Source organism: Streptomyces spororaveus (genome assembly GCF_016755875.1).
GTDB classification, from domain to species: Bacteria; Actinomycetota; Actinomycetes; order Streptomycetales; family Streptomycetaceae; genus Streptomyces; species Streptomyces spororaveus.
Map to the genome: position 1 here is coordinate 2,393,936 of NZ_BNED01000005.1, position 26,588 is coordinate 2,420,523.

Genomic DNA, 26,588 nt, shown 5'->3' on the forward strand with positions numbered 1-26,588 from the left:
CCCTCCATGCGCCGACGGCGAGGCTCCTTCCGTGAAGACGACACGGCCACGCACGGCACGAGCACCGCGACCGCACCCCAGTACGGGGCGGGCGAACACCCACGAGATGGTGGTGATCCACCGCGGCCTGCGCCGCGAGGCGCGCCTGCTGGTCGAGCTGATCGCCGGCGTGGCCCCCGGGGACACGGCGCGGGCTCGGGCCCTCGGGGCTCACTTCCGCGACTACCGGCTCGGTCTGACGGGTCACCACCACGGTGAGGACGCGTACCTGTGACCGCCGCTGCTGGCCCGGGTCGACCTCGAAGCGGATCTCGTCCTGCGGATGGAGGCCCAGCACGACCGGGTGGCGGCGAGCCTCGCGGCCGCCGGGGAGGCTCTGCCCGCCTGGGAGGAACGGGCGGGGGAGGCGGAACGCGACGCACTCGTCCCGGTCCTCGCCGAGCACCGGGCCGTGCTGCTGGAGCACCTGGACGACGAGGAGGAATCGCTCCTGCCGCTCGCCGCCCGCCACCTGTCCGCGCACGAGTGGAACCGGCTGGGCGAGCACTTCCTGGCGAGCACGCCCAAGCCGAAGCTGCTGTTCTTCCTCGGGATGGTGCTGGAGGAGGCCGACCGGGCCGAGCGCGCGTCGATGCTCGCCTCGCTGCCCCTCGCCGGACGCCTGCTGTGGCACACCGTGGGGCGCCCCGCCTACGTCCGCCGGGTGCGCGCCGTCCGCCGCACCGCCGCACCGCGCTGATCCCCCGCCCTGCCGCCGACCCCTCACCCCCGTCAGGAGACTTCCCGTGTCCCTCAAGCACCTCACCACCGCCCTGGCCGCCACCGGCGCCGCGTTCATCCTGTACATCGGCCTCAGCTACCTGATCGCACCGCAGGCCACCGCCGCCGACTTCGGGCTGGCGACCTGGCCGCAGCACGACGGCGCCGCCTTCCTCGCCGTCAAGGGCGTACGCGACGTCGCGACCGGCCTGGTCATCCTCGCGCTCCTCCTCACCGGACAGCGCCGGGCGCTGGGCTGGGCGATGGCGGCGATCGCCTTCGTCCCCGCCGGCGACATGGTGATCGTCCTCGCCGACGGCGGATCCGCGGGCCAGGCCTGCGGGGTGCACGGGGCCACCGCCCTCGCCGTCGTGCTGACCGCGGTCCTCCTGCTGCGCGAGCGTCCCGTCCGGGCCGTCCGCGCCGCCGCCGAGCCCGCCCAGGTCTGACCGCCCGCCCCCGGCCGCCTCCCCCGCCCCCGTCCCCCTGGAGAAGACGAGATGTCCCTGATCGTGCCTTCCTTCGACGAATCGGTGATCGTGCGCTCGGCCGAGGCCGAGACGATCGGCGCCGCCCCCACGACCGTCCGGCTCCTCGCCGACAGCGGTCCCACCGGCGGCGCCCTGTCGGCCCAGCGGGTGAGCCTGCTGGACGGCGCGAACGGGGCGGCGCCCCACCACCACTCCCGGTCCGCCGAACTGTTCTACCTGCTCGACGGCACCGCGCAGCTCCTGTCGGGCGACCAGGTGGTGACCGCGGAACGCGGCGACCTCGTCATCGTGCCGCCCGGCCTCGATCACGCGTTCGGCGCCGCTCCCGGTGAGGACGCCGACATCCTCATCGTCATCACGCCCGGCATCGAGCGGTTCGAGTACTTCCGCCACCTGGAACGCATCGCCTACGGGAAGGTGCCGCCCGAGTCGCTGCTGGACGTCCAGGAGCTCTACGACACCTACTTCACCCGCAGTGAGGCGTGGACCACGGTCCGGGCATGACGAGAGTGGGGTACCCGACAAGCCGGGCGTAAGCATTCCGCTTGTGCCGGAGCCGACCTACCGTTGCTGCCCATGCGGTTCCCCCTCATGAGCGCTCGGCGCCTCGGGCTGCCCAGAAGGGCCGTCTCCCAGATCCTGCTGACCCAGCTGGCCATCGCCGCCGGGGTCGTCGTCCTGGCGACCGGGCTGTTCCTGGCTCCGCTGAGCGCCCAGCTCGACGACCAGGCCATGCGGCGCGCCCTCGCCATCGCGCAGAGCGCCGCGGCCGACCCCGCGCTGGCCACCGGGCTCCTGAGCTCGGGAGCCTCGGCCGACAGCCCCGTACAGTCCTCGGCCGAGCGGATCCGCCGGGCCACCGGAGCCGAGTACGTGGTCGTGCTCGACCTGGACGGGATCCGCCGCTCCCACCCGAGCGCCGACCGGATCGGGCTGCCCGTCTCCACCGACCCGAGCGACGCCCTGGCGGGGCGCGAGGTCATGGAGATCGACGAGGGCACCCTGGGCCGCTCCGCCCGCGGCAAGGTCCCGCTCCTCGCGGCCGACGGCGAGATCGTCGGCGCCGTCTCGGTCGGCATCGCCTACGACAGCGTCCGCGACCGGCTGCTGGGCGCCATCCCCGGTCTGCTCGCCTACGCGGGCGGCGCCCTGGCGGCGGGTGCCCTCGCCGCCTACCTGCTCTCCCGCAGGATCCAGCGGCAGACCCGCGATCTGGCCTTCTCCGACATCGCCGGTCTGCTGGCGGAGCGCGAGGCCATGCTGCACTCCATCCGCGAGGGCGTGATCGCCCTGGCCCCCGACGGCACGGTCCGGCTGGTCAACGACGAGGCCGCCCGCCTGCTCGGCCTCACCCCGGACACCACCGGCGGCTGCGCGGGACGCCCGCTGGAGGACGTACTGGGTGCGGGCCGCACCGCGGACGTCCTGTCGGGCCGCGTCACCGGCCGGGACCTGCTCACCGTCCAGGGCCCCCGCGTGCTGGTGGCCAACCGCATGCCCACCGAGGACGGCGGTGCCGTCGCCACCCTGCGCGACCGTACCGAGCTGGAGCACCTGGGCCGTGAGCTCGACTCCACCCGGGGCCTGATCGATGCCCTGCGCGCCCAGGACCACGAGCACGCCAACCGCCTCCACACCCTCCTCGGCCTGCTGGAGCTGGGCCTGCACGAGGAGGCGATGGAGTTCGTGACCGAGGTCGCCGGCGTGCACCGCACGACGGCCGAACAGGTCACCGAGAAGGTCCACGACCCGCTGCTGGCCGCCCTTCTGGTGGGCAAGGCGACCGTCGCCGCCGAGCGGGGCGTCCCCCTGCGTCTGGCCGGTACCACCCTCCTCCCCGATCGCCTGGTGGACCCGGGCGGGCTCGTCACGATCCTCGGCAACCTCGTGGACAACGCCCTGGACGCCGCCACCGGTTCGGCGGCTCCCCTGGTCGAGGTGGAGCTGCGCGCGGAGGGCCGCACCGCCGTGCTGCGGGTGCGGGACAGCGGCCCCGGGGTGCCGGCCGCGCGCCGCGAGGAGATCTTCACCGAGGGCTGGTCGACCAAGCAGCCCCGGGCCCACCGCGAGCGCGGACTGGGTCTCGCGCTCGTACGCCGCCTCGCGGAGCGGCAGGGCGGCAGCGCCCGGGCCGGCGAAGCAGCGGACGGAGGGGCGGAATTCTCCGTCGTACTTCCGGAGGCCCTGCGGTGAACGCGACCCCGATCCACGTATTGGTCGTCGACGACGACGTGCGTGTTGCCCTGATCAACGCGGCGTACGTGGCGAAGGTTCCCGGTTTCCGGGTGATCGCGCAGGCGCATTCGGCCGCCGAGGCCCTGGAGTTCCTCACCTCGCACCCGGTGGACCTCGTCCTCCTGGACCACTACCTCCCCGACGAGAACGGCCTGGACCTGGTCCGCCGCCTGCGCCAGCTCGGCCACCGCACCGATGTGATCATGGTCACCGCCGCCCGCGACCTCGCCACCGTGCAGGCCGCCATGCGCCTCGGCGCACTGCAGTACCTGGTCAAGCCCTTCACCTTCGCCGGCCTGCGCAGCCGGCTGGAGGCGTACGGGGCCCTGCGCCGCACCCTGGACACGGGCGGTGAGGCCGAACAGGCCGAGGTGGACCGGATCTTCGGCACCCTCGCCGCCGCGGGATCCCCGAACGAGCTGCCCAAGGGCCACTCCGCCAGCACCGCGGAACTCGTCCGCCAGGTGCTGCGGTCCGCCGAAGGCCCCTTGTCCACCCAGCAGATCGCCGACCGCGCGGGCATCAGCCGCCAGACCGCCCAGCGCTACGTCAAGCTCCTCGAACGCACCGCCCGGGTCAGCCTCGCCCTGCGCTACGGCGAGACCGGCCGCCCCGAGCACCGCTACACCTGGCTGCCGTCGGAGGGGCCGGCCTGAGCCCGCTCAGACGGCTCCGGCGCCGGTCAGGGAGCGGACCTCCGTCTCCGCGTACTTCGCCTCGTCCGCCTCCTCACGCGAGGTGACCGTACCCAGCCAGCCCGCCAGGAAGCCCAGCGGGATCGAGACGATCCCCGGGTTCTGGAGCGGGAAGTACTGGAAGTCCACCCCGGGGAAGAGCGACTCCGGGCTGCCCGACACCACCGGCGAGACCAGCACCAGCAGCACGGCCGGAACCAGGCCGCCGTACACCGACCAGACGGCTCCGCGCGTGGTGAAGCCGCGCCAGAAGAGCGAGTACAGCAGCACCGGCAGATTGGCCGAGGCCGCCACCGCGAAGGCCAGACCCACCAGGAACGCCACGTTGAGGTCCTGGGCGAGCAGCCCGAGGGCGATCGCGACCGCCCCGATGCCGACGGCCGCGACGCGGGCCACAGCGACCTCGCTGCGCTGCCGGGCGTGCCGGCGCTTGAGGGAGGCGTACAGGTCGTGCGCCACGGAGGCCGACGAGGCCAGGGTGATGCCCGCCACGACGGCGAGGATGGTGGCGAAGGCGATGGCGGCGACGAAGGCGAACAGCACGGCGCCCCCGGTGGTGCCGGCTCCCCCGCCGAGGAAGGCCGCCAGCAGCGGAACGGCGGTGTTCCCGGAGGCGTTGGAGGCCCGTACCTCGTCCGGTCCCACCAGCGCGGCCGCCCCGAAGCCGAGCACGATGGTCATCAGGTAGAAGCCGCCGATCAGCGCGATCGCCCACACCACCGAGCGGCGGGCCGACCGCGCGGTGGGCACCGTGTAGAACCGCGACAGGATGTGCGGCAGCCCGGCGGTCCCGAGGACCAGCGCGAGACCGAGGCTCATGAAGTCCACGCGGGAGGTCCAGTCCCCGCCGTACTTGAGGCCGGGGCCCAGGAATGCGAGGCCGTGCCCGCTGCGGTCGGCGGCACTGATGAGCAACTGGCCGAAGTTCCCGTGGAAGCGCACCAGCACGAGCACGGTCAGCGTGATCGCGCCGCCCATCAGCAGCACGGCCTTCACGATCTGGATCCAGGTGGTGGCCCGCATGCCGCCGAAGGACACGTAGACCACCATCAGCGCGCCCACCCCCACCACGGTGAGGGTCCGGGCGACGGTGCCCGAATTCCCCAGCAGCAGGCCGACCAGGCTGCCCGCGCCGACCATCTGGGCGATGAGGTAGAGGACGGAGACGACCACCGAGGAGGTGCCCGCCGCGATCCGCACCGGACGCTCGTTCATCCGGGCGGCGACCACGTCGGCGAGGGTGAAGCGCCCGCAGTTGCGGACCAGTTCGGCGACGAGGAACAGCACGACGAGCCAGGCCACGAGGAAGCCCACCGAGTACAGCAGCCCGTCGTAGCCGAAGAGGGCGATCAGTCCGGAGATGCCGAGGAAGGAGGCGGCGGACATGTAGTCGCCCGCGATGGCGAAACCGTTCTCCATGGGGGAGAACAGCCTCCCGCCCACGTAGAACTCCTCGGCCGACCCGTGCCGGTTCCGGCTGACCCAGGTGGTGATGCCGAGGGTCACCGCGATGAAGACGCTGAACAGGATCAGTGCCAGGGTCTGGTGCTCGGTGTTCACCGCCCCGCCCCCTTCGCCCGGCTGCGCTCCTGACCGCGTTCCTGCTCGAAGACGGTCCAGCGCAGATCGAGCGCGGCCCGGTCCCGGCGCAGTCGCGCGTGCCGCGCGTACGCCCAGGTCAGCAGGAAGGTGCTGAGGAACTGGCCGAGCCCCGCCAGCAGGGCCACGTTGACCGCGCCCACCACGGGCCGGGCCATCAGGCCGGGCGCCGCGGTGGCGGCGACCACGTAGGCGACGTACCAGAGGAAGAACCCGGCGGTGGCGGGGACGACGAACCTGCGGTAGCGGGTGCGCACCTCCTGGAAGGCGGCGCTGCGCTGCACTTCGAGGTAGATGTCGGATGCGCCGGGCGCGGAGCGCCCGCCACCGGGAACCGGGGCGGGCTGGGACGTTTCCTCACCCTCGCCCCACCCGACGGCCAGCGCGTCGTACCAGGGGTCGTCCAACCGGATCGTTCCGGCATCACGACCTTCGTGCTTGTCCACCGAACACTCCTTGTCCGCCGCCGCATTGGCCGCGTGCCCACAAGGATGTGCGGAATCGGCGCTTTCCGGACTGGTGTACCGGCGCACTTCACTCCAACAGGTGATGGAGCGAAGAGCGCCGGTATGCCGGGGCGCCTTCGGTGCGAGGTGCCGCCGGGCTCCGGCGGCACCTCGGTCAGGCGTCGATGCGCGAGCGGTCCAGGGTCGCCGCGGAGCTCGTGATGAACTCCTTGCGGGGAGCCACCTCATTGCCCATGAGCAGGTCGAAGACCTGCTCGGCCGAGTCCAGGTCGCCGATGTTGATCCGGCGCAGGGTGCGGTGGCGGGGGTCCATGGTGGTCTCCGCCAGCTGGTCCGCGTCCATCTCGCCGAGGCCCTTGTAGCGCTGGATCGCGTCCTTGTACCGGATGTTCTTGCGCTGGTACTCCAGCAGGGTCTGGCGCAGTTCGTTGTCCGAGTACGTGTAGACGTACTTGTCCTGGCCCTTCTTCGGCTGGACCAGCTCGATCCGGTGCAGCGGCGGCACGGCCGCGAAGACCCGGCCGGCCTCGACCATCGGGCGCATGTACCGCTGGAAGAGCGTGAGCAGCAGGCAGCGGATGTGCGCGCCGTCGACATCGGCGTCGACGAGCAGCACGATCTTGCCGTAGCGGGCGGCGTCGATGTCGAAGGTCCGGCCCGAGCCGGCCCCTATGACCTGGATGATCGCCCCGCACTCGGCGTTCTTGAGCATGTCCGAGACGGAGGACTTCTGGACATTGAGGATCTTGCCGCGGATGGGCAGGAGCGCCTGGAATTCGGAGTTCCGGGCGAGCTTCGCGGTGCCGAGGGCGGAGTCGCCCTCGACGATGAAGAGCTCGCTGCGGTCCACGTCGTCGCTGCGGCAGTCGGCGAGCTTGGCGGGGAGCGAGGAGGTCTCCAGCGCGGTCTTGCGACGCTGCGCCTCCTTGTGCTGACGGGCCGCGATCCGGGTCCGGGCGGCCGCGACGATCTTCTCCATCACGGCGCGGGCCTGCTGCTTGTCGTCGCGCTTGGTGGAGGTCAGGAAGGCCTTGAGCTCCTTGGCGACCACGGCGGCGACGATCCGGGTGGCCGCGGAGGTGCCGAGCACCTCCTTGGTCTGGCCCTCGAACTGCGGCTCGGCCAGCCGGACGGTGACGACGGCCGTCATGCCCTCCATCGCGTCGTCCTTGACCACGTCGTCCTCGGCGACGCGCAGCAGCTTGGCCGAGCGCAGCACCTCGTTCACGGTCTTGGCGACCGAGCGCTCGAAGCCGGAGACGTGGGTGCCGCCCTTGGGGGTGGCGATGATGTTCACGAAGGACTTGACGTTGGTCTCGTACCCCGTGCCCCAGCGCAGGGCGATGTCCACGCCGAGCTCGCGGGTGACCTCGGTGGGTGTCATGTGGCCGCGGTCGTCGAGGACCGGGACGGTCTCCTTGAAGGTGCCCGAACCGGTCAGGCGCAGGACGTCGCAGGCGGCCTTGTCCTGGGCGAGGTACTCGCAGAATTCGCTGATGCCGCCGTCGAAGCGGAAGGTCTCCTCGGTCTTGCCGGCCCCGTCGATGCCGCGCTCGTCGCGGACGACCAGGGTCAGGCCGGGGACGAGGAAGGCGGTCTGGCGGGCGCGCTGGTAGAGCGTCTCCAGGTTGAGCCGGGCGTCCTTGAGGAAGATCTGGCGGTCGGCCCAGTAGCGGACCCGGGTGCCGGTCTTCCCCTTGGCGACCCGCTTGGCCTTGCGGAGGCCGTTGGCCGGGTCGAAGGGGCTGTCGGGGCCCTGCTCGGTGAACATCCCCGGGACGCCGCGGCGGAAGCTGATGGCGTGGGTCGCGCTGTTGCGGTCGACCTCGACGTCGAGGCGGGCGGAGAGGGCGTTGACCACGGAGGCGCCGACACCGTGCAGGCCACCGGAGGCCGCGTACGAGCCACCGCCGAACTTGCCGCCGGCGTGCAGCTTGGTCATGACGACCTCGACGCCGGACAGGCCGGTCTTGGGCTCGACGTCCACGGGGATGCCGCGGCCGTTGTCCCGGACCTCGACGGAGGCGTCCTCGTGGAGGATCACCTCGATGTGGTCGCAGTAGCCGCCCAGGGCCTCGTCGACGGAATTGTCGATGATCTCCCAGAGGCAGTGCATGAGGCCCCGGCTGTCGGTGGAGCCGATGTACATGCCGGGCCGCTTGCGGACGGCCTCCAGCCCTTCGAGGACGAGCAGGTGCCGCGCGGTGTAGTTGGAACCGTCCCGGTCTGCTCCGGACAGCAGCGCGCTGGAAGGCACGGACGTGTCGGCGGTCACGCAGTTCGCTCCTCGCTGAATTTCTTTTCTGGCCCGGTCGGGCGCAGGGGTGGCTCGGGTGCCGCTTCGAGGGTACCGAGGCCAGGTAGAGCCGATGCAACGCCACCCTCGCCCATTCCTCACCCTAGTCCAGATCCGCACGGATGTTCGATCCCCCGGGCGGGTGAAGGAAACATCACGTTCCCTTCCGCGCATGAACCATTTAGGGTTCGGGCACGTCCTCATGAACAACCTGGCACTCATGCCGGGGGAGGATGGAACTGCAACAAGCGCACGACTGACAACGCGAAACCGTAAAGCAACGCAATACGGCTCCTTCGCCGCCAACCGGCAGCAGCCGGCCAGCTTCGGAAGGAAGTTTCGAGGAAAAGCCGCGAGCGGGAACGTTTTCGGCCTGGTTGGATGTTGACCCTGGTACGACAGCTCGTCGAGCTAGAGAAGAGGCGACGTGACTACTGTTCTGACACCCGCGACCCCGCTGACGGCCGCTGACCGATGCGACCGTTGCGGCGCCCAGGCATATCTGCGCGTCGTCCTGCTGAGCGGCGGTGAACTGCTCTTCTGCGCCCACCACGGGCGCAAGTTCGAGCCGGAACTCAAGAAGATCGCCGCGGAAATACAGGATGAGACCGAGCGGCTGACGTCCGCTCCGGCTGCCAATGCCGAACCCGAGGACCGCTGACACAGGCCTGCACCTCGCATCCGACGAGCCAGGACCGGCCAGGCCGGTCGACGGGCGGCACCCCTGAGACCCAGGGGTGCCGCCCGTCCTCATGTCCACGCCCCTGTCGGGGGACGACCGCCCGCTAGGGCGTGCGATGCCCCTGTACGGGCCCTGCGTACGGCCCAGAGGCCCTGCCGGGGTCCCATCGGGCGTCCTGGACGTCCCCGGGCTGCGCGGCCGTCTCCGGGGCCTGCACGAAGTCGACCAACGGGGCGATGCGCGTGTAGACCCCGGGGCTGTCCGCGCGCCCGCAGCCGCGGCCCCAGGACACCAGGCCGATGAGCCGCCCCCGCGCGACCAGCGGGCCGCCGCTGTCGCCCTGGCAGGCGTCCTTCCCGCCGCCGCTGTCGCCCGCGCACACCATGGACTCCGCCCGGTACTGCCCGTCCGCGTCCCCGGGGTAGGCGCGCCCGCAGACCTCGTCCGCCAGCACCGTCACCCCCGCGGCACGGAGCCCGTACGCGTAGTCACCGAAGCCGCTCGTGTCGCCCCAGCCGTAGACGGCCGCCTCGGTCCCCGCCGCGTAGGCGGGGTGCCCCGTCTCCGCCATGGGCAGCACGTACTGGGCCGGCAGCGGCTCGGCCAGCTCCAGCACGGCGAGGTCCCCGGCATTGCTCGCCGGGTCGTAGGCCGGGTTCACCCTCGCGCCGCGCACCGCGATCTCCCGGCCGTCGGCCGCGCGGAGCTCCGTACGCCCGGCGATCACCCGGAAGTCGGCCACGGACTCGACGGGGCCGCCCAGCACCTGGCTGCCCAGGCAGTGGGCCGCCGTCAGCACCTTGGTCGGGGACACCACCACGCCTCCGCAGAACTGGCCGCCCCGCGTACCCCCGAACCGGTCACGGCTGGCGAGGGCGACGACCCAGGGACTGTCCGCCACCTTCACCGGCTTCCCGCCGATCACCACGCTGTCCGCGGCCGCCTGCGGCACCTGGGCGAACGGCGCCGCGGCCGCTCCCGCCGCCAGGGTCAGCGCTCCCGCCAGAGCACGGGCAATGGGACGACGCATGAGGCCTCCTGACTCCGAGTGTGCATTACTCCACCCAGAGTGGGTCGCCCGGTGGCCGAGCGCACCCGCGCGGCCACCGTCGGTACGTCGTCCCCCTCGGCTTCCGGCGGCGGCGGGCGCCGTCGGAAGCCGCCCGGTCAGTCCAGGTAGTCGCGCAGCACCTGCGAGCGGGACGGGTGCCGCAGCTTCGACATCGTCTTCGACTCGATCTGGCGGATCCGCTCCCGGGTGACCCCGTAGACCTTGCCGATCTCGTCGAGGGTCTTCGGCTGGCCGTCCGTGAGGCCGAAGCGCATCGAGACCACGCCCGCCTCGCGCTCGCTCAGGGTGTCCAGCACCGAGTGCAGCTGCTCCTGCAGCAGCGTGAAGCTCACGGCGTCGGCCGGGACGACCGCCTCGGAGTCCTCGATGAGGTCACCGAACTCGCTGTCGCCGTCCTCGCCGAGCGGCGTGTGCAGGGAGATCGGCTCACGGCCGTACTTCTGGACCTCGATGACCTTCTCGGGGGTCATGTCGAGTTCCTTGGCCAGCTCCTCCGGGGTGGGCTCACGGCCCAGGTCCTGGAGCATCTGGCGCTGCACGCGGGCGAGCTTGTTGATGACCTCGACCATGTGCACCGGGATGCGGATGGTGCGGGCCTGGTCGGCCATGGCGCGCGTGATCGCCTGGCGGATCCACCACGTGGCATAGGTCGAGAACTTGTAGCCCTTGGTGTAGTCGAACTTCTCGACCGCGCGGATCAGACCCAGGTTGCCTTCCTGGATCAGGTCCAGGAAGAGCATGCCGCGGCCCGTGTAGCGCTTGGCGAGGGAGACCACGAGGCGGAGGTTGGCCTCCAGCAGGTGGTTCTTCGCGCGGCGGCCGTCCTCGGCGATGATCTCCAGCTCGCGCTTGAGCTTGGGCGCCAGCTTGTCGGAGTTCGCCAGCTTGTCCTCGGCGAACAGACCCGCCTCGATGCGCTTGGCGAGCTCGACCTCCTGCTCGGCGTTGAGGAGGGGGACCTTGCCGATCTGCTTGAGGTAGTCCTTGACCGGGTCGGCGGTGGCGCCGGCGACCACGACCTGCTGGGCGGGGGCGTCGTCCTCGTCGTCGGAGATGACGAAGCCCTTGTTCTCCCCGCCCTCCTCCTCTTCCTCGGCCTCGGCCTTGGCGGCGTCGGGACCCTCGTCCGGGGTCTCGTCCTCGCCCGCCTCGTCGGCGTCCTTCTTGGAGGCGGTCTTCTTCGCCGTCGTCTTCTTGGCCGCGGTCTTCCTGGCGGGCGCGGCCTTCTTGGCAGTGGTCTTCTTCGCCGCCGTCTTCTTGGCGGCAGGCTCCGTTCCGGGCTCTCCCGCGAGAGCTTCCGCGATCTCCGCGTCCGCCGGAACGGGGGTGGCCGCGGGCTGCGCCGCCGTCGTCCTGGCCGCCGTCTTCTTGACGGGCTCGGTGGCCGTCCGCTTGGCAGGGCTCTTGGCTGCGACGCTCTTGCGGGTGGCGCGCTTGGGCGACTCCGCGGCACTGACCATCAGCGTCACACCCTCTTCCTCGAGGATCTGGTTGAGGCTGCGCAGAACATTCTTCCACTGGGTCGCAGGAATCTGGTCAGCCTCGAAGGCCCGACGCACGTCATCGCCGGCGATCTGCCCCTCGGCCTTGCCCCGCTCGATGAGCGCCATCACAGACTCGGAATCGGCGATCTCCGGCGGGAGCGTACGGGATGTGCTGGCCGACACGAACAACCTCTCGGAACGATGGGAACGGCTTCCGACCCCGGGCCTGGTGGTGCTGGACCGGAGCCGACGACCACTGACCGGGGATGGGCCGGCGGCGCGGGCAGGGGCCGGGGAGCTGCACAGCACCCCCAAGGGCTGCTGTCTTCCCTCCGTCGGCCATCACCTCTTACGTCATCGCGTGACCTCGCAGAGCGTTACGCCCAATCTTCGTGGCCCGAGTCACACCCCGTGCGCACGAGTGCCCGTCCTGTGGTCGTACCGGACCTTTCGGCGGGGCCGGAGCCACCGCGGAAGGGGCCTCACGCCGGTGTCGCCGGACCCGACCGGGCCCGGCGACATGTTCCGCACCCCCGCGCCCCCGCGCGTCCGCCCGTCAGTGCTCGCGCGGGGCGGGGACCACGCGCTCGACCTCCGGATGGACCGTCAGCAGCTGGCGCATGGCGTTCTCGGCGCCCGTGGCGTCACCCGCGGCGAGGGCCTCGACCATCCGCGCGTGGTGCGCGACGCAGGTCTCGCTCGGGCGGTCGCAGGCGGTGATCGGGCTGCCGGAGACCTGAAGGGCGGCGGAGACGATGCCGGAGAGGTGCTCCAGCATGCGGTTCCCGGCGACCTGGATCAGGAGCGCGTGGAATTCGTTGTCGGCGCGCGCGAAGGTGATCGCGTCGCCCTGGCCGAGGGCGTGGCCCATGATCTCGACCATGTCGGCGAGGCGCTGCTGGATGTCGGGCCGGCCGTGGCCGGCGGCCAGGCGGGCGGCGAGCGGTTCGATGGTCCAGCGGAGCTCACCGAGCTCGCGGCGCTGGTCGTCGCGCTGCGGGCCGAAGGCGCGCCATTCGATGATGTCGGGGTCGAGCAGGTTCCAGTCGGCGACGGGCCGGACCCGGGTGCCGACGTTGGGGCGGGCGCTGACGAGGCCCTTGGCCTCCAGGACCCGCAGCGATTCGCGGACGACCGTACGGGAGACCTCGAAGCGCTGGCCGATCTCCTCGGGAACCAGCGGGCGGTCCGCGCCGAGGTCGCCGGAAACGATCATCTGGCCGAGCTGCTGGACGAGTTGGCCGTGCAGTCCGCGTCCGCGGCTGCCTGCCGCTCGGCGGCCCACGCGGCTCAACTCGACGTCGGCACCGTCCCAGTGGGGTGCTCCGACACGGTCGGACCCGGGGGTCTCCGTGTAGGGATAGCGGTCGAGTTCGCCCGGGCCGGCGAGGCCGGAGTCGGCGTGGCGGGCGGCGGTCATCATGGTGTGCGCAAGGGTACTCACGAATCCTTTGTCGGCCGTGCCTCGACGACCCTTGAGGTCTTTGGTGAAAAGCACACGAAAGGGTGATCGGTGCCACCTACGCAATTGACGACTTATCGTAAAGAAACGGGCCTTTTGCGGGGAGTTGCGGTCCGGTTGACGTGACACGGACCGCAACGGTCCCGTCCGGAGCTTCTCCCGCACCGGAACGATCACCAACGGACCCGGCTGCGCAGTCCGGTGAACCCATAGGCGCACAACAGGACCATCAGCGACAACACCAGCGCGGTCCCGACGGGTTGGGCCATCACCCGGAGGGCGCCCGCCAGCAGGCGGTCGACCTCCGGCGGCCACTGTCCCCAGGCCAGGCCGCGCAGACGGGCCCCGAGCCCGGTCGAGGGGTACGCGGACGAGCCCTCCAGCGCCTTGCGCACCAGCGGGACCACCATCACCGGTACGGCGAGCACCGCGGCCAGTCCCGCGGTGGCGGACCGGAAGACGCCGGAGGCCAGTACGCCGGCCCAGGCGCAGCCGATCAGCAGCCCCGCCCAACTCACCGCCGGGGAGAGCCACTCCGCCGGGGTGCGCAGCGGGCCACTGTCGAAGACCAGCGCGAGGGCGGCGGCGTCGGCCGCCACCGTCAGGGCGCCCAGCAGCAGGGCGAGGGCGGCGCAGACGCCCAGCTTGGCGGTGAGCAGCCCCATCCGGCGGGGCACGGTGCCCCGGTCGGCGGCCAGCGCGGGGTAGCGGTACTCCTCGCCGAAGGCCAGGGCGCCGAGCAGCCCCGCGCCCAGGGCGGCGGGCGGCAGCGGCAGCAGTTCGGGCCAGGCGGCGAGCAGCCGGTTCTGCGGGGTCTGCCCGGCCCGGGCGAGCACCAGGGCGGTGAGGACGGAGGCGGAGACGACGAGGGCGGCGGTGAGGACGGGGGTGGCGGTCCCGAAAACCCGGAGCAATTCGTAGCGCAGGGGACGCAGCGGGCCGCCCACGCGGCGCACGGTCGAGGCCGGGCGCCCGGAGCGGATCTGCCGGGGGTGCTCACCGGGGGCCTCGGAGCCGGACCCGGCGCCGGTGTCCGTGTCGGTCGCGGTGCGGGCGGCGTCGGGCTCCGGCGGGGTTCCGGCCGCGGTGCGCGCGGCCGGGACCGGTACCGCGGGCGCGCCGGCGTCGCCCGTCTCGTCGGCGAGCTGGTGGACCAGCACGCCGTGGCGGAACGCCGCCTCGCCGACCTCGGCGCAGTTGCTGCCGTACACCGACAGGCGGCTGCCACTCTCCGCGACGATCTCCACCGAGCGCCGGGCGGCCCGGGCCTCCCGGCCCAGTACGTCGGCCAGCCGGGCCGCGTGCGGGGTGCGCACGGCGACCCGCGGCCGCAGCCGGGTCCGGGCGAAATCGGCCGCGTCCTGGTCGGCGACGAGCCGGCCCGCGTCGATGCTGACGACACGGTCGGCGCTGCGGGCGGCCTCCTTGGCGTCGTCGGTGGTGAACAGCACCGCACCGCCGAGGGAGGCGTGGCCGCGCAGCAGTCCGTGCAGCCAGCCGCGTTCGCGGGGGGAGAGTCCCGCACCGGGCTCGTCGAGCAGCAGGGTGCACGGATCGGCGAGCAGCGCCGAGGCCAGGGCGACCCGGCGCTCCATGCCCAGCGACAGCGAGCCGAGCCGCTGGTCCCGAAGGCCCGCGATGCCGACGACCTCCAGCATGGTGTCGGCCCGGGAGGCCGGCACCCCGGCGGCGGCGCAGAGCATCCGCAGCTGGTTGCGGACGGTCCGCGCGGGGTTGCCGGGAACATCGCCGAGGAGCACGCCGACCTCACGGCCGGGGTGCGGGATCCGGTGCAGCGCGCGGCCACGGAAGTAGGTGACGCCGCGGCCCGGTTCGAGTTCGAGCATGAGCCGCAGCGCGGTGGTCTTGCCCGATCCGGGCTCGCCGAGCAGGGCGGTCACGTGCCCCGGGCGGGCCTCGAAGGTGAGGTCGTCCACGAGGGGCGGGGTGTTGGGGCGGGGTTTGCTGGTGAGTCCGATGGCCTGGAGCATCGCTTCTCTCGCGGGGGGTGAGACCGCTCAGCGGCAGGGTGGGTACCGCAAGCAAGATAACGCGATATGTCCGATATTCAGCGCAACCGGTCCGATGGAATGCCGATACGGCCGCCGCCGGCACCCCGCACGCCCCGGTGTCAGACCTCCGGACGCAGCATCGGCGGGTTGAGCAGGGTGGCCCCGCCCGCCCGGAACAGCTGGGCCGGGCGTCCGCCCTGACGGGTCGTCGTACCTCCGGCCGGAACCAGGAACCCGGGGGTGCCGGTGACCTTCCGGTGGAAGTTGCGCGGGTCGAGGGACACGCCCCAGACCGCCTCGTAGACCCTGCGCAGCTCGCCGACGGTGAACTCCGGCGGGCAGAAGGCGGTGGCCAGCGAGGAGTACTCGATCTTCGAGCGGGCCCGCTCCACACCGTCGGCGAGGATCCGGTCGTGGTCGAAGGCGAGCCCCGTGGCGGCCTCGTCGGTGTCGGCCAGCACCTCGTCGACCTCGGCCCAGCGCGCGCTGTTGGCGTCTCCCCCGGCCCGGGGCGCGGGCAGGTCCGGAGCCAGTACCAGGTGCGCCACGCTGACGACACGCATGCGCGGATCGCGCTTCGGATCGCCGTAGGTGGCCAGTTGCTCCAGGTGCGCCCCGTTGCCCGCGCCGGGCAGGGCGGGGTCGTGGGCGCACAGGCCGGTCTCCTCGGAGAGCTCCCTGGCGGCGGCCCCCGCCAGGTCCTCGTCCCCGCGGACGAATCCTCCGGGCAGCGCCCAGCGCCCCTGGAACGGCTGCTCACCTCTGCGGACGACCAGCGCGCAGAGCGCGTGGCGCCGCACGGTGAGCACGACCAGGTCGACGGTGACGGCGAAGGGCGGATAGGCCGACGGGTCGTAGGGCGACATGCCGCGATCATAGTCGTCTGCCTGACGATAAACAGCGCTTTGGTGACCTTGAAGAGACCTCTGCGGAGGCTGGGGGCCTTCGGACGGCCGGACGGTCCGGCCGGAACGGGGTGCGCGGACTCAGCCACCCAACTGGAGCGCATCGGCCGCCTCCTCCACCATGCCGAGCCCGAGCCGGCTGATCCGGACGGCGAAGGGCTCCCCCGCCACCCGCAGACCGGAGAGTCTGAGTGCGCCCAGAGGGGCTCCGGGGAGGGGCACGAGGGCGACCGTGCCGGCGGGGGCGTCGGGGCGGATTCCGGCGAGGGCGGTCAGCGCGTGGATCCCGGCGGCCGCGGCCACGGCGGCCGGGCGGCATGCCGCCGGGTGGGGTACCGGGGCGCTGCCCGCGGTGCGCTGCCCTGCCGCGAACATCTCCGGCAGCCGGTATCCGAAGGCCTCGGCCGCGTCCAGCAGGCCTCCGAGGAGGCCGGCGGCCTCCTTCTGGAAGCCTGCCTGGGCCAGGCCCGCCACGGCCACCGCGCTCTCGTACGCCCGCACGGCGCCCGAGCGGTGGCCGAACGGGTTGTGCCCGGGCTCCTTGACGGCCATGCTCCGCAGCCCCCATCCGGAATCCATGGCGGGGGCTCCGAGCAGCCGGGCCAGCTGCTCGGCCCGGGGCCGGTCCAAGAGCCCCGGCGCGAGTCGGCCGCCGCCGAGCAGTCCGGTGTCGAGCAGGTGGGCGGCCGCCCCCGTCAGCCGCGGCAGCGGCCTCCCGTCGGGGTGCAGGGCCGAGGCGGGGCGGCCGCCGTCCGGGCCGACGATCCAGAACCCGGCCCGGAACCGCTCCCGCAGCCCGGCCGCCCGCTCCCGCCACTCCTCGGCTCCGGGCCGCCCGCACGCGGCGAGCAGATCGGCGCCGAGCACGGCGGCCCGATGGGCGTGGGCCTGGGTCTCGCAGCGCCGCGGGCCCGGGTCGGGATCGGCCAGGAAGCCGTCCTCCCCCAGCGCGCCGCGCAGCCAGTCCAGGCACCTCTCGGCGGCCGGGAGCAGCTGGGCCACCTCCTCTTCGGGCATGCCCCAGAGCCGGGCCTCGGCCAGCACCGCCGGGAAGGCCAGGGTCGCCTCGGTGCCGGTGCATCCCGGTGGGAGCTGCGCGCCCGCTCCGCGCAGCGGGCCCGGGATCTTCCCGAGGTCGGACCCCCGCTCCTCGGTCTGGGTCCGGGCGAGGATGCGCAGGGTGGCCGCGGCGAGCCCGGTTCCGAGCGGCAGCGCCATCCGGGCGGCCCATAGGGATTCCGCCGGGGCCAGACCCAGCCGCCAGGGCGCTCCCGCCGCCGCGAAGGCGTCGCCCGGGTGCTCGGGGTCCCGCAGGAGCAGCGCGCCCAGGTCCTGGACGCTGGTCCGCAGCCATGCCTCGGCCCTCGGATCGTCCCCTTCGGCCCGGGCGTCGGCCAGCGGGTTGGCCACCTGCCCGGCAGGGGCCCGTCCGACCCGGTGCTGCGTGGTCCGCAGCTCGATGGTCCGGGATTCGCCGGGAGCCAGTTCGAGCTGCCAGCGCAGCAGCCCCGCCGAGGCCAGCGCGTCGTCCGGCGGCGGCTCGGCGGCGGTCACGGCCTGCGCCTCGCCGGTGCTCCAGCGCAGCCCGGCGGCATGCACCCCGGCGGTCAGCTCCGGCCCCGCCTGGCCGGCGGCCACGGCGGCCAGCTCCGTCAGGTCGGTGCCGAGCAGCACCTCCACGGGCAGGCGGACCGGCCGGGCCGTGAAACTGCGCAGGGTGATCCGCTCGGTGCCGTCCGCGTGCCGGACCCGTTCCACACCGATGTCGGGGTCGGGGCCCGGCTCGGCGCCGGTGCGCACGGTCGCGGTGAAGACGGCCCGGTCCGCAGCGAGGCTGCGCCCCTGCACCGCGACCGGCTCCCGGCCGCCGACGCGCAGTACGCAGCGGGAGAGCAGGCGGCGGCCCGATCGGTAGATCCCGTCGATCCCCTGTCCCGTCAGCTGGCCGTGCTCCGGGGAGATGACCAGACAGGGGGCGGCGACGCAGATGACGGCGCCGTGCACGGGCGGCAGTTCGGACCTGCGGGCGGCGGGCACGCCGGGTAGGCGGGGAGGTGCGGCATGAGACATGTGTCGCCTTGTCTGCGCTCCGGTCGGTTCAGCGGGACGGCGGGGCGGCCGGGCCCCCACCGCCCCCCAGCTGAACGCCCCCGACCCCGCCCGGGTCACGGGCCCTGACGCCGTCCGGGCGTGCCCGGGGTGAAGCGGGCGTCGCCGGGGCGGGCCCGGGGCGCATCCGGGCGGCCGTACGGGGCCGCCGGACGACGCGGAACGCCGCGCGCTCACTGTTCGCTCCCCGCGGTGCGGCGGGACCCGCGGCGGGGAGCCGTCCGGCCCCGCCTGCCGGGCGGACGGGTACCGGCCGAGGCGCGCCCCCGGCGGGGCTCCCGGCGGCGCCGCTCCTCCCGCAGGCACTGCCGCAGCCCCTCGGGGTCGATCCCCTCGTTGCAGGCGTGGTGGAGAAGCCGGGCGAAGCGGTACTCGGCGTCCGCCCGCAGGGCCAGGCCGAAGGCGATCCGGGCGGTCGGCTCGTCCCCCGTCGACCACGACACCCAGCCGGCGAGGGTGAGCGGGGCCGCGGCGTGCTCGCCGTAGGCCCCGACACAGCGCCGGGCCAGGGCCCGCCACAGGCGCAGGGCCGGGGCCGCCTCCTCGTCCTCCATCCATTCGGCCGCGATGTCCCGGATCTCGCGGTCCTGGAGGCCGAGGATCAGCGCGGCCGCCTCGTCGTGTCCGAGCAGGGCGTCGTCCCAGTCGTCGGCGTGGGCGCCGCCGCCTTCGGCGGGCGGGGCCAGAGTCATGCGCCGCATGAGGGTCCGCGCCAGGGCGATGGTCTCGGCGCCGACCTCCTCGCGGGTGGCCCCGTCGAGGATCTTGGGCATCAGCGCGGCGGCGGCCCGGTCGAGGGCCCGTTCCGCCTGCTCGGCCACGGCCCCGCGCAGCGGTGCCAGCCTGCCCTCGATCTCCCTGAGGGATCCCCGGACCTGGAGCCCGGCGAAGGTGGCCGTCGCGGCCAGCACGGAGGTACCGACGGCGGCCAGCCGGCTGCCCTCGGCCGGGCAGCACCGCTCGTCGGGGCATACGTAGGACCAGAACCGTCCCCCGGACAGGCACAGGGCCTCCAGTACGGGCACGTCCAGGGCGCCGCAGGCCAGCCGGATCCGCTGGGCGAGCGGCCGCAGCCGGGTCATCACCGCCCGGCCGTCCTCCTCCCCGCCCGGCTCCTGGCAGAGGTAGACGACGATGCCGTCGGGCTTGCCGCCGCGCCGTTCGCTGCCCCGGATCAGGCACTCGGCGACCTGTCGGGCGGTGTCCTCCCATTCCGCGGGTGTGGCGGGGATGCCGACGCGGAGCCGCCCGCCGAAGCGTCCGCCCTCGCCGTGCACGGCGACCATGACGAGGGAGTCCGTCGGGTGGAAACCGAGCATGTAGGGCAGCGCGTCGGCCAGTTCGGCCGGGCTGCGCAGGGTGATCTGGGGTCCGGTGGCGGGTCCGGTGGCGGCTCCGTCGGGGCTGACGGAGGGCCGGTCGGACGGGGTGCGCGCTTCGTGGTTGTTCGTCATGCCACGAAGGTCCCGCGCCTGATCCGATCCCGAAAGCCCTGTGGATAACCCCCGCGGCCCCGTCCGCAGGCCCGGAGCGGCGGCGGCCGACCCGGCCGGGCACCCGGTCACCCCTCATCGGTCAGGAGAGGGCCTTCCGTCCGGTTCCCTGTCGGCGCATGCGATTCACAGGGTGAGGAGCCCCGCGTCAATGGCCCGCACCACGGCGAGCGTGCGGTTCGGGCAGTTGAGTTTGGCCAGGACGATTCCGACCAGTCGTTTGACTCCGTGCTCGGAGATGTTCAGGGAGCGCGCGATCTGTCGGTTGCTCAGACCCCCTGCGATCAGGCGCAGGACCTGGAGTTCACGTGCCGTCAGCGTGACGGGGGCCCGCGCCGGAGCCGCGGGGCCGTCCGGCTGCTCCGCCGCCGTCACGGATCGCCGCGCCAGGGTCTCCGACGCGTAGAAGCGCCCGGCCGCCACATCGGCGATCGCGTCGCGCAGGGTGTCGGGGCGCAGATCAGCCCAGTCCAGGAAGCCGCCCGCGTGATCGGCCCAGGACTGCTCAACCGGGGCGGCCGGGTCGACCAGGATCAACACCGGTATGCCCTGCGCACGGAGGTCCTCGGCGGTCCCGGCGGAGAGGGGGCCCACGGCATCCCCGGAGAGGACGACGAACTGTCCTCCGGAGAACGCGGAGAGCTCGTCGAAATGCGCGTAGGACCGCGTCTCAAGGGGGGTGTCGAGCGAACGGAACATTCCTTCGACGCCGTAGCGCCGCATGTCGTCGCCGATGATCAGGACTATCTCGGCGGTTTTCTCGAAGGTGCGGGTCGGCACGGTGCCTCGCTTCCCTGCAGCGACCGTCACACTCATGCCGATCGTCGAATTGGGTCGATCTCCCCGAAGACCGCGCCAAGGCCCCGGGTCGCGGTCGGTGCCCGTGGAGCTCCAAGTCATTCAATCGGCAGGGGAAGGGACCCGGCACCGCCGACCACCCCTAATCTCCGCACGATGCCCCCTTAACAGCAGTCCGCCATATCCAGAATTGTGGGCATAGGCGGCTTTCGCTGGACGGCGGTACCGGACGGTCCCGGCGCCCGGGGACACGTCGAAAACCGCTGCGGCGGCGGGTCCACCAGGACCCGCCACCGCAGCGGTGTCACGCGTAGCGGCGTGCCAGCTCCCGCTTGAGGACCTTGCCGCTCGATCCCAGCGGGAAGCTCTCCACGAACTCGACGCGCCGCGGGTACTTGTAGGCCGCCATGTGCGCCCTGCTCCACGCCACGACCTCGTCCGCGAGCACACCGCCCGCACGCTGCCCGGGCTTCACCACGACCACGGCGCACACCTCCTCGCCGTGCCTCTCACTCGGTACGCCGACCACGGCGGCGGCAGCCACCGCGGGGTGGCCGAGCAGTACGTCCTCCACCTCACGGGGGTAGACGTTGTAGCCACCGCGGACGATCATGTCCTTCTTCCGGTCGACGACGGTCAGATAGCCGTCCTCGTCCTGGACACCCATGTCCCCGGTCCGGAACCAGCCGTCGACCAGTACCTCCGCGGTCTCCTGCGGCCGGCCGAGATAGCCCGCCATCACGTTGTGCCCGCGCACGACGATCTCGCCGATGTCGCCCTGCTTCAGCAGTTCGATGCGCCCTTCCACCTCCGCGTCGGCGACGGCCACCTGCACGCCTTCGATGGGCAGACCCACCGTGCCCGGCTTGCAGGGGATGCCCGGCTGGTTGTACGCGACGCAGGGCGAGGTCTCGGTGAGCCCGTACCCCTCGTACACCTCACAGCCGAACTCCGCCCGCACCCGGTCGAGCACCGGCACCGGAAGAGCCGACCCGCCGCTGTACACACGGATGAGGCGCGGCGCCGGCGCCCCGTCCGCGATCGCCGCGAGCAGCGCGTGGTACATGGTGGGCACGCCCATGAAGACCGTGCAGCCGTGTTCGTGCATCAGCCGCAGGGCGTCGTGCGCCTCGAAGCGCTCCATGACCACCAGCGTCGCGCCGGCGTAGAAGGTGACGGCCATCCCGCAGATCTGGCCGAAGGTGTGCGACAGCGGCAGCGAGCCGAGCAGCACGTCGTCCTCGCCGAAGGCGAAGGGGGACACGGCGGTCACGGCGATGTTCGTCGCGACGTTGCCGTGCGTGAGCATCGCCCCCTTCGGCCTGCCCGTCGTACCGGAGGTGTAGAGGACCACCGCCAGGTCGTCCGGCCCCCGCTCGGCGTACGTGTCGATGGGCTCGGCGCGCTCGTCGAGGAGGACGGAACCGTGGGGGGCCTCCCCCACGGTCAGCAGCAGGGCCCCGGCCGCCTCGGCGTCCCGTGCCGTCTCCTCCGGGAGCGTCCCGGCCCACACGAGGGCCCGTGCTCCCGAGTCCCTCAGGAGATGGGAGACCTCCGCGGGCTTGAGCAGGGTGTGGACCGGGACGACGACGGCGCCGAGCGCGAGGACCGCGAAGTACAGCGCCGCGAACTCCGGTGTGTTCGGCAGCAGCAGGGCGACCTTGTCGTCGGGCCCGATGCCCTGGCCGCGCAGGGCGGCGGCGTACCGGCGGGCCCGGTCCCACAGGTGCGCGTACGAGATCCGCTCCGCCCCGCACACCAGGGCGGGGTGGGACGGCCGCCGCTCCGCGGAATCGGCGAGGACGGCGGCCACCGACCGGGTCACGACAGCCAGTTCCTGTCGGTGGCCGTCGCGATGTCCAGCTCCTTCCAGATCTCCCGGAGAGCCTCGGCGAAGTTCTCGACGTCCGCGCGCTCGTGCACCGCGGAGGGCGCGATCCGCAGGATCTCCTCACCGGTGCGCACGCTGGGGGCGTTGATGGACTGGACGTAGATCCCGTACCGCTCGAAGAGCAGCCGCGACGCCTGCTTGCAGGTCTCGTCGTCGCCGATGAAGGCGGAGACGATGTGCGAGTCCGACGAGATGTACGGGATGTCGGCCTCGTCGAGCAGCCGGTGCAGCAGCTGGGCGTTCTCCGCCAGGGTCTTGCGCTCGACGTCGGACGACCGGAGGTAGCGCACCGCCTCCAGCGCGCCCGCCGCGACGGCCGGCGGCAGCGAGGTGGTGAAGACGAACGGGCGCGACAGGGTGCGCACGGCGTCGACGAGGGCCGCAGGACCGGCGATGTAGCCGCCGACGGTGCCGAAGCCCTTGGCCAGGGTACCCATCACGACGGTGAACTGGTCGGCTATGCCCTCCCGGGCGGCGATGCCGGCGCCCTGCGGGCCGTACATGCCGACCGCGTGCACCTCGTCGATGAACGTGGTGGCGTCGTACCTGCGTGCGAGCTCGGCGATCTCGGCCAGCGGCGCGATGTCGCCCGACATCGAGTAGACCGATTCGAGGACGATCAGCTTCGGACGGTCGGCCGGGGCGGCCGCGAGCAGCTCTTCCAGGTGGGCGACGTCGTTGTGCCGGAAGATGTGCTTCTGCGCGCCGCTGTGCCGCAGCCCGTCGATGATCGACGCGTGGTTCTTCGCGTCGGAGAAGACGATCGTGTCCTCGGGCGTCCCGGCCAGGACGGTCAGGGCACCGTCGTTGGCCGTGTAGCCGGACGTGAAGAGGAGCGCCGCCTCCTTGCCGTGGAGGTCCGCCAGCTCCTGTTCGAGCAGCACGTGGTAGTGGTTGGTGCCACCGATGTTCCGCGAGCCGCCGGAGCCCACACCGTGGGTGTCGATGACCTTCTTCATCGCCTCGACGACATGGGGGTTCTGCCCCATTCCGAGGTAGTCGTTGCTGCACCAGACGTTGATCTGGGAGTCCACGCCGTCCTGGCGCGCGCTGGCGCTGGGGAAGCTTCCGGAACGGCGTCCGATCTCCAGGAATTCACGCCGTCGCTCGGCGAGTTCCTGGGCGGTCACGCCGGTTGAATACGATTCCAGGTGCAGGTTCATCAGGCTTACCTTCTCAATGCGGAGAATCAGAACTGACGGAATGGTCAGGAATGCATGGAGGGGAGAGGGAAAAACTCGGGGGAAGGCGGGGAAAGCGCACGGCGCGGACGCCGGGATCAGGCGTCGAGCAGCTGGAGTCGCACCTTGTCGGGCTTTCCGTTGCCGTTCAGCGGCAGGGCGTCGACGACGCTGATCCTCTCGGGCACGTGCAGCCCGGAGAGGGACTGGGCGAGGTGGGCGCGGATGGCGTCGGTCTCCAGCGGCACCGCCGGGTCGCCCACGATCGTGGCGTACAGGTGCTCCACGCCGTCCTGGTCCCGCACTCCGTACACCGCGGCGTGCCGGACGCCGGCGAGCGAGAGGATCTCCCGTTCGACGACCGTCGGGTGGACCTTGACGCCGTTGACCTTGACCACGTCGGCCACCCTGCCCAGGAGGTGCAGATAGCCGTGTTCGTCGGTGTATCCGATGTCGCCGGTGTGGTACCAGCCGTCACGCAGGACCTTCGCCGTCGCCGCCGGGTCCCCGGTGTAGCCGTCCATCATGTGCGGGGTGCGCACGCGGACTTCACCCACCTCACCGGTGCCGAGCGGCGCTCCCGTCTCCTGGTCGCCGACGACGACCTCCACGTCGGGGAAGGGCCGCCCGACCGTGGTCGAGAGCCACGGGTCCAGGTGCTCGTGGGGGAAGAGCGTGGTGAGCCGGCCGGTCTCTCCCGTGCCGTACGCCTGCACCATGATGAGGCCGAAGGCCTTCACGGCCTGGGCGATCCTGGCGGGTGCCGCGGCGCTGCCGCTGTAGATGAGCCGCTGCAGCGGGGCCAGGCGGCCCTCCTCGACATCCCGCAGTCCGCGCTCCTCCAGGTGGTCGAGCAGCTGGAACAGGTGGACCGTCGCCATGAAGGTCCACGCGATGCCCTCGTCGGCCACCGTGTTCACGAACTGCTCGGCGTCGAAGTTCTCGTGCAGGTGGACCTCGCCGCCCAGCGCCAGGGCGGTGTCCGCCATGCTGCCGACGGTGTGACTCAGCGGCGTGGTCACCAGGAGCTTGACGCCCCCGGCCTCGCCACCGGCGGCCACCTGGCCCCGGACCAGGCCGTTCCATGCCCGGCCCGCCATCCGGATGCCCTTCGGCCGTCCGGTGCTGCCGCTGGTGAACGTGATGAGGGCCAGCGCGTCCGGGTCCAGCGGCACCGCGCGCGGGGCGTCGTCCGTACGTTCCGTCTTCCCGGTGTCGGCGGCACCCGGCAGGCGCGTCACGGGCAGTCCCCCGGTGCCCGCGGCGAGTTCGGCGGCGCGCGGCGCGTTCTCGGCGTCCGTGTAGACGGTCACGGCCTGGGTGTCCCGCAGGATCTGGATCTGCTGGTCCAGCGGAAGGGCGACCTCGCTGGTTCCCGGGTTGGTCGACCGCAGGTAGCACACCGCGCCGCCGAGCAGATGCGCCGCATAGCGTGCCGTGAGCATCTCCGGGCTGTTGGGCGCCACCAGAACGGCCACGACATCGCCCGCGCGCACGCCGTTGTCGTGCAGTGCGTGGAACGCCTCGGTCACCGACCGGACCAGTTCGCCCCGGGAGAGCGTCTCGCCTCGCCAATTCACAGCGGGGCGATCCGGTGCCGCCTCAAACACCGCGAGGATGTCCGACACATAACTCTGGCTTGCGCTCCACCAATGTTCCTGCGGGGTCACAACGCTCTCCCTTTCCATTCCTGCTCCCGGACAGCGATCCACTGGTCCGGGGTCGGTTTTCATTCTGTTCGCGCGGAGCGGCGGGGTGTGAGTACGTTCGGGCCGCCGGAACGGCGCACCGGATCGGCGCCGCCGGGCGGGGTAGCCGGTCGGGGTAGCCGATCGGGTACCCCGCGCGGCGGGCGGCGGTGCGGGCCGTGGGGCGGGTACGCCGGAAGCCGGCACCGCATGGCGCGGTGCCGGCTTCCGGCTTCTGGTACGGGGGTGGTTACTGCGCGACACCCCAGCGGACCGGGGCTATCTGCTTGGACATGATGGTGATCAGCTCGTAGGCCGCGTGGGACGCGGCCACCGAGGTGATGTCGGCGTGGTCGTAGGCCGGAGCGACCTCCACGATGTCGGCGGAGACCAGGTGGCAGTCGGCGAGCCCGCGCAGGATCTCCAGCAGCTCGCGGGAGGTGAGGCCGCCCGCCTCCGGAGTGCCGGTGCCCGGGGCGTGCGCCGGGTCCAGGACGTCGATGTCGATGGAGATGTAGAGGGGACGGTCGCCGACGCGCTCGCGCAACTGCTGGGCCACCTCGTCCACACCGCGCCGCATCACGTCGGCCGAGGTGACGATGCCGAATCCCAGCTTCTCGTCCTCGTCGAGATCCTTCTTGCCGTAGATCGGACCGCGGGTTCCGACGTGGGAGAGGGCGGAGGTGTCGAGGATGCCCTCCTCCACGGCACGGCGGAAGGGCATGCCGTGGGTGTACTGCTGCCCGAAGTAGTCGTCCCAGGTGTCCAGATGGGCGTCGAAGTGCAGGACGGCGACGGGACCGTGCTTCTTCGCCACGGCACGCAGCATCGGCAGGGCGATGGTGTGGTCGCCGCCCAGGGTCATCAGCCGGGCGCCGCTGGAGAGGAGGTCGTCGGCGGCCGCCTCGATCGTTTCCACGGCGTCGTTCAGGTCGAAGGGATTGGCGCTGATGTCGCCGGCGTCCGCGACCTGGCTGTAGTGGAACGGGTAGACGTTCTGCGCTGGGTTGTAGGGGCGCAGGGTGCGGGACGCCTCCCGGATGGCGTTGCCGCCGAAGCGGGCGCCCGGACGATAGGTGACGCCGCTGTCGAAGGGCACTCCGACCACGGCGATGTCCGCCTTCTCCACCTGGTCGAGCCGCGGTACGCGGCCGAACGTCGCGGGGCCCGCGAAGTGCAGCGTCCGGTCGGTCTCCGTGGGCGGCAACGGCGGGTTCACTCCGTTGGGGTGCGCGGTCATGGTGCGATCAGTGCCTTTCCATGGGTACG

Annotated in this window: 22 protein-coding genes; 7 read left to right on the plus strand and 15 right to left on the minus strand. The window is 72.4% G+C overall.

All coding sequences use genetic code 11. The features are described 5' to 3' along the window. Window positions 1-106 precede the first annotated feature (106 nt). The 6 genes from Sspor_RS40570 (at window position 107) to Sspor_RS13350 (ending at window position 4,141) form a co-directional block, all read left to right on the plus strand. Entirely contained in the window at window positions 107-274 is a 168-nt protein-coding gene (locus tag Sspor_RS40570; protein WP_237403847.1) for a hemerythrin domain-containing protein, read from the plus strand. 48 nt (window positions 275-322) lie between these two features. Then, window positions 323-739 carry a hypothetical protein gene (locus Sspor_RS13330; RefSeq protein ID WP_237403848.1) on the plus strand — a complete coding sequence of 139 codons (417 nt, stop codon included), beginning with the start codon at window positions 323-325 and terminating at the stop codon, window positions 737-739. A 46-nt stretch (window positions 740-785) separates the two neighbouring features. Beyond that, complete coding sequence (locus tag Sspor_RS13335; protein ID WP_202199333.1) at window positions 786-1,208, plus strand: DUF4267 domain-containing protein; 423 nt, start codon at window positions 786-788, stop codon at window positions 1,206-1,208. A 51-nt stretch (window positions 1,209-1,259) separates the two neighbouring features. Then, the gene (locus Sspor_RS13340) at window positions 1,260-1,754 is read left to right on the plus strand and encodes a cupin domain-containing protein (protein WP_202199334.1); all 495 of its coding nucleotides are present in this window, start codon (window positions 1,260-1,262) and stop codon (window positions 1,752-1,754) included. 87 nt (window positions 1,755-1,841) lie between these two features. Further along, window positions 1,842-3,443, plus strand: coding sequence for a sensor histidine kinase (locus tag Sspor_RS13345; protein ID WP_237403849.1), 1,602 nt, complete (start codon window positions 1,842-1,844; stop codon window positions 3,441-3,443). Next, on the plus strand, window positions 3,440-4,141 hold the full coding sequence (locus Sspor_RS13350; protein ID WP_202199336.1) for a response regulator: 702 nt from the start codon (window positions 3,440-3,442) through the stop codon (window positions 4,139-4,141). Before Sspor_RS13345 ends, Sspor_RS13350 begins: the two co-directional genes overlap by 4 nt. A 6-nt stretch (window positions 4,142-4,147) precedes the next feature. Here Sspor_RS13350 and Sspor_RS13355 read toward each other — a convergent pair whose 3' ends face one another. From Sspor_RS13355 to Sspor_RS13365, 3 genes are all read right to left on the minus strand, one after another. After that, window positions 4,148-5,740: a monocarboxylic acid transporter gene (locus tag Sspor_RS13355; RefSeq protein ID WP_202199337.1), complete on the minus strand. Its 1,593-nt coding sequence runs from the start codon at window positions 5,738-5,740 to the stop codon at window positions 4,148-4,150. After that, window positions 5,737-6,225 (minus strand): DUF485 domain-containing protein, encoded by a 489-nt coding sequence (locus Sspor_RS13360; protein WP_202199338.1) that lies wholly within the window; start codon window positions 6,223-6,225, stop codon window positions 5,737-5,739. The genes Sspor_RS13355 and Sspor_RS13360 overlap by 4 nt, the downstream gene beginning before the upstream one ends. 175 nt (window positions 6,226-6,400) lie before the next feature. Beyond that, window positions 6,401-8,521, minus strand: a complete 2,121-nt coding sequence (locus Sspor_RS13365; RefSeq protein ID WP_202199339.1) for a DNA gyrase/topoisomerase IV subunit B — start codon at window positions 8,519-8,521, stop codon at window positions 6,401-6,403. Between the two features lie 448 nt (window positions 8,522-8,969). On the opposite strand from Sspor_RS13365, the gene Sspor_RS13370 reads away from it, so the two are divergent. Further along, window positions 8,970-9,203, plus strand: coding sequence for a DUF7455 domain-containing protein (locus Sspor_RS13370; protein WP_030016583.1), 234 nt, complete (start codon window positions 8,970-8,972; stop codon window positions 9,201-9,203). 124 nt (window positions 9,204-9,327) lie between these two features. Here the strand turns inward: Sspor_RS13370 and Sspor_RS13375 are convergent, their stop codons facing one another. The 12 genes from Sspor_RS13375 to speB form a co-directional block, all read right to left on the minus strand. Further along, window positions 9,328-10,254 carry a serine protease gene (locus Sspor_RS13375; protein ID WP_202199340.1) on the minus strand — a complete coding sequence of 309 codons (927 nt, stop codon included), beginning with the start codon at window positions 10,252-10,254 and terminating at the stop codon, window positions 9,328-9,330. A 137-nt stretch (window positions 10,255-10,391) separates the two neighbouring features. After that, window positions 10,392-11,969 (minus strand): RNA polymerase sigma factor, encoded by a 1,578-nt coding sequence (locus Sspor_RS13380; RefSeq protein ID WP_202199341.1) that lies wholly within the window; start codon window positions 11,967-11,969, stop codon window positions 10,392-10,394. A 367-nt stretch (window positions 11,970-12,336) separates the two neighbouring features. Then, the gene (locus Sspor_RS13385; RefSeq protein WP_202199342.1) at window positions 12,337-13,224 is read right to left on the minus strand and encodes a FadR/GntR family transcriptional regulator; all 888 of its coding nucleotides are present in this window, start codon (window positions 13,222-13,224) and stop codon (window positions 12,337-12,339) included. 191 nt (window positions 13,225-13,415) lie between these two features. After that, window positions 13,416-15,233 carry an ATP-binding cassette domain-containing protein gene (locus Sspor_RS13390; protein ID WP_202199343.1) on the minus strand — a complete coding sequence of 606 codons (1,818 nt, stop codon included), beginning with the start codon at window positions 15,231-15,233 and terminating at the stop codon, window positions 13,416-13,418. 140 nt (window positions 15,234-15,373) lie between these two features. Then, window positions 15,374-16,120, minus strand: a complete 747-nt coding sequence (locus tag Sspor_RS13395; RefSeq protein ID WP_202199344.1) for an NUDIX hydrolase — start codon at window positions 16,118-16,120, stop codon at window positions 15,374-15,376. 120 nt (window positions 16,121-16,240) lie between these two features. Next, window positions 16,241-18,229 (minus strand): glycogen debranching N-terminal domain-containing protein, encoded by a 1,989-nt coding sequence (locus tag Sspor_RS13400; RefSeq protein ID WP_202199345.1) that lies wholly within the window; start codon window positions 18,227-18,229, stop codon window positions 16,241-16,243. A gap of 212 nt (window positions 18,230-18,441) precedes the next feature. Further along, window positions 18,442-19,722, minus strand: a complete 1,281-nt coding sequence (locus Sspor_RS13405; RefSeq protein WP_202199346.1) for a DUF4192 domain-containing protein — start codon at window positions 19,720-19,722, stop codon at window positions 18,442-18,444. Window positions 19,723-19,887: 165 nt separating this feature from the next. After that, the gene (locus Sspor_RS13410; protein ID WP_237403850.1) at window positions 19,888-20,541 is read right to left on the minus strand and encodes a response regulator transcription factor; all 654 of its coding nucleotides are present in this window, start codon (window positions 20,539-20,541) and stop codon (window positions 19,888-19,890) included. 322 nt (window positions 20,542-20,863) lie between these two features. Continuing rightward, window positions 20,864-22,384 carry a long-chain-fatty-acid--CoA ligase gene (locus Sspor_RS13415; RefSeq protein WP_202199348.1) on the minus strand — a complete coding sequence of 507 codons (1,521 nt, stop codon included), beginning with the start codon at window positions 22,382-22,384 and terminating at the stop codon, window positions 20,864-20,866. Further along, on the minus strand, window positions 22,381-23,613 hold the full coding sequence (gene hemA, locus Sspor_RS13420) for a 5-aminolevulinate synthase (RefSeq protein ID WP_202199349.1): 1,233 nt from the start codon (window positions 23,611-23,613) through the stop codon (window positions 22,381-22,383). Before hemA ends, Sspor_RS13415 begins: the two co-directional genes overlap by 4 nt. A gap of 116 nt (window positions 23,614-23,729) precedes the next feature. After that, complete coding sequence (locus Sspor_RS13425; RefSeq protein WP_202199350.1) at window positions 23,730-25,301, minus strand: class I adenylate-forming enzyme family protein; 1,572 nt, start codon at window positions 25,299-25,301, stop codon at window positions 23,730-23,732. A 268-nt stretch (window positions 25,302-25,569) separates the two neighbouring features. Next, on the minus strand, window positions 25,570-26,559 hold the full coding sequence (gene speB, locus Sspor_RS13430; protein ID WP_237403851.1) for an agmatinase: 990 nt from the start codon (window positions 26,557-26,559) through the stop codon (window positions 25,570-25,572). Window positions 26,560-26,588 lie beyond the last annotated feature (29 nt).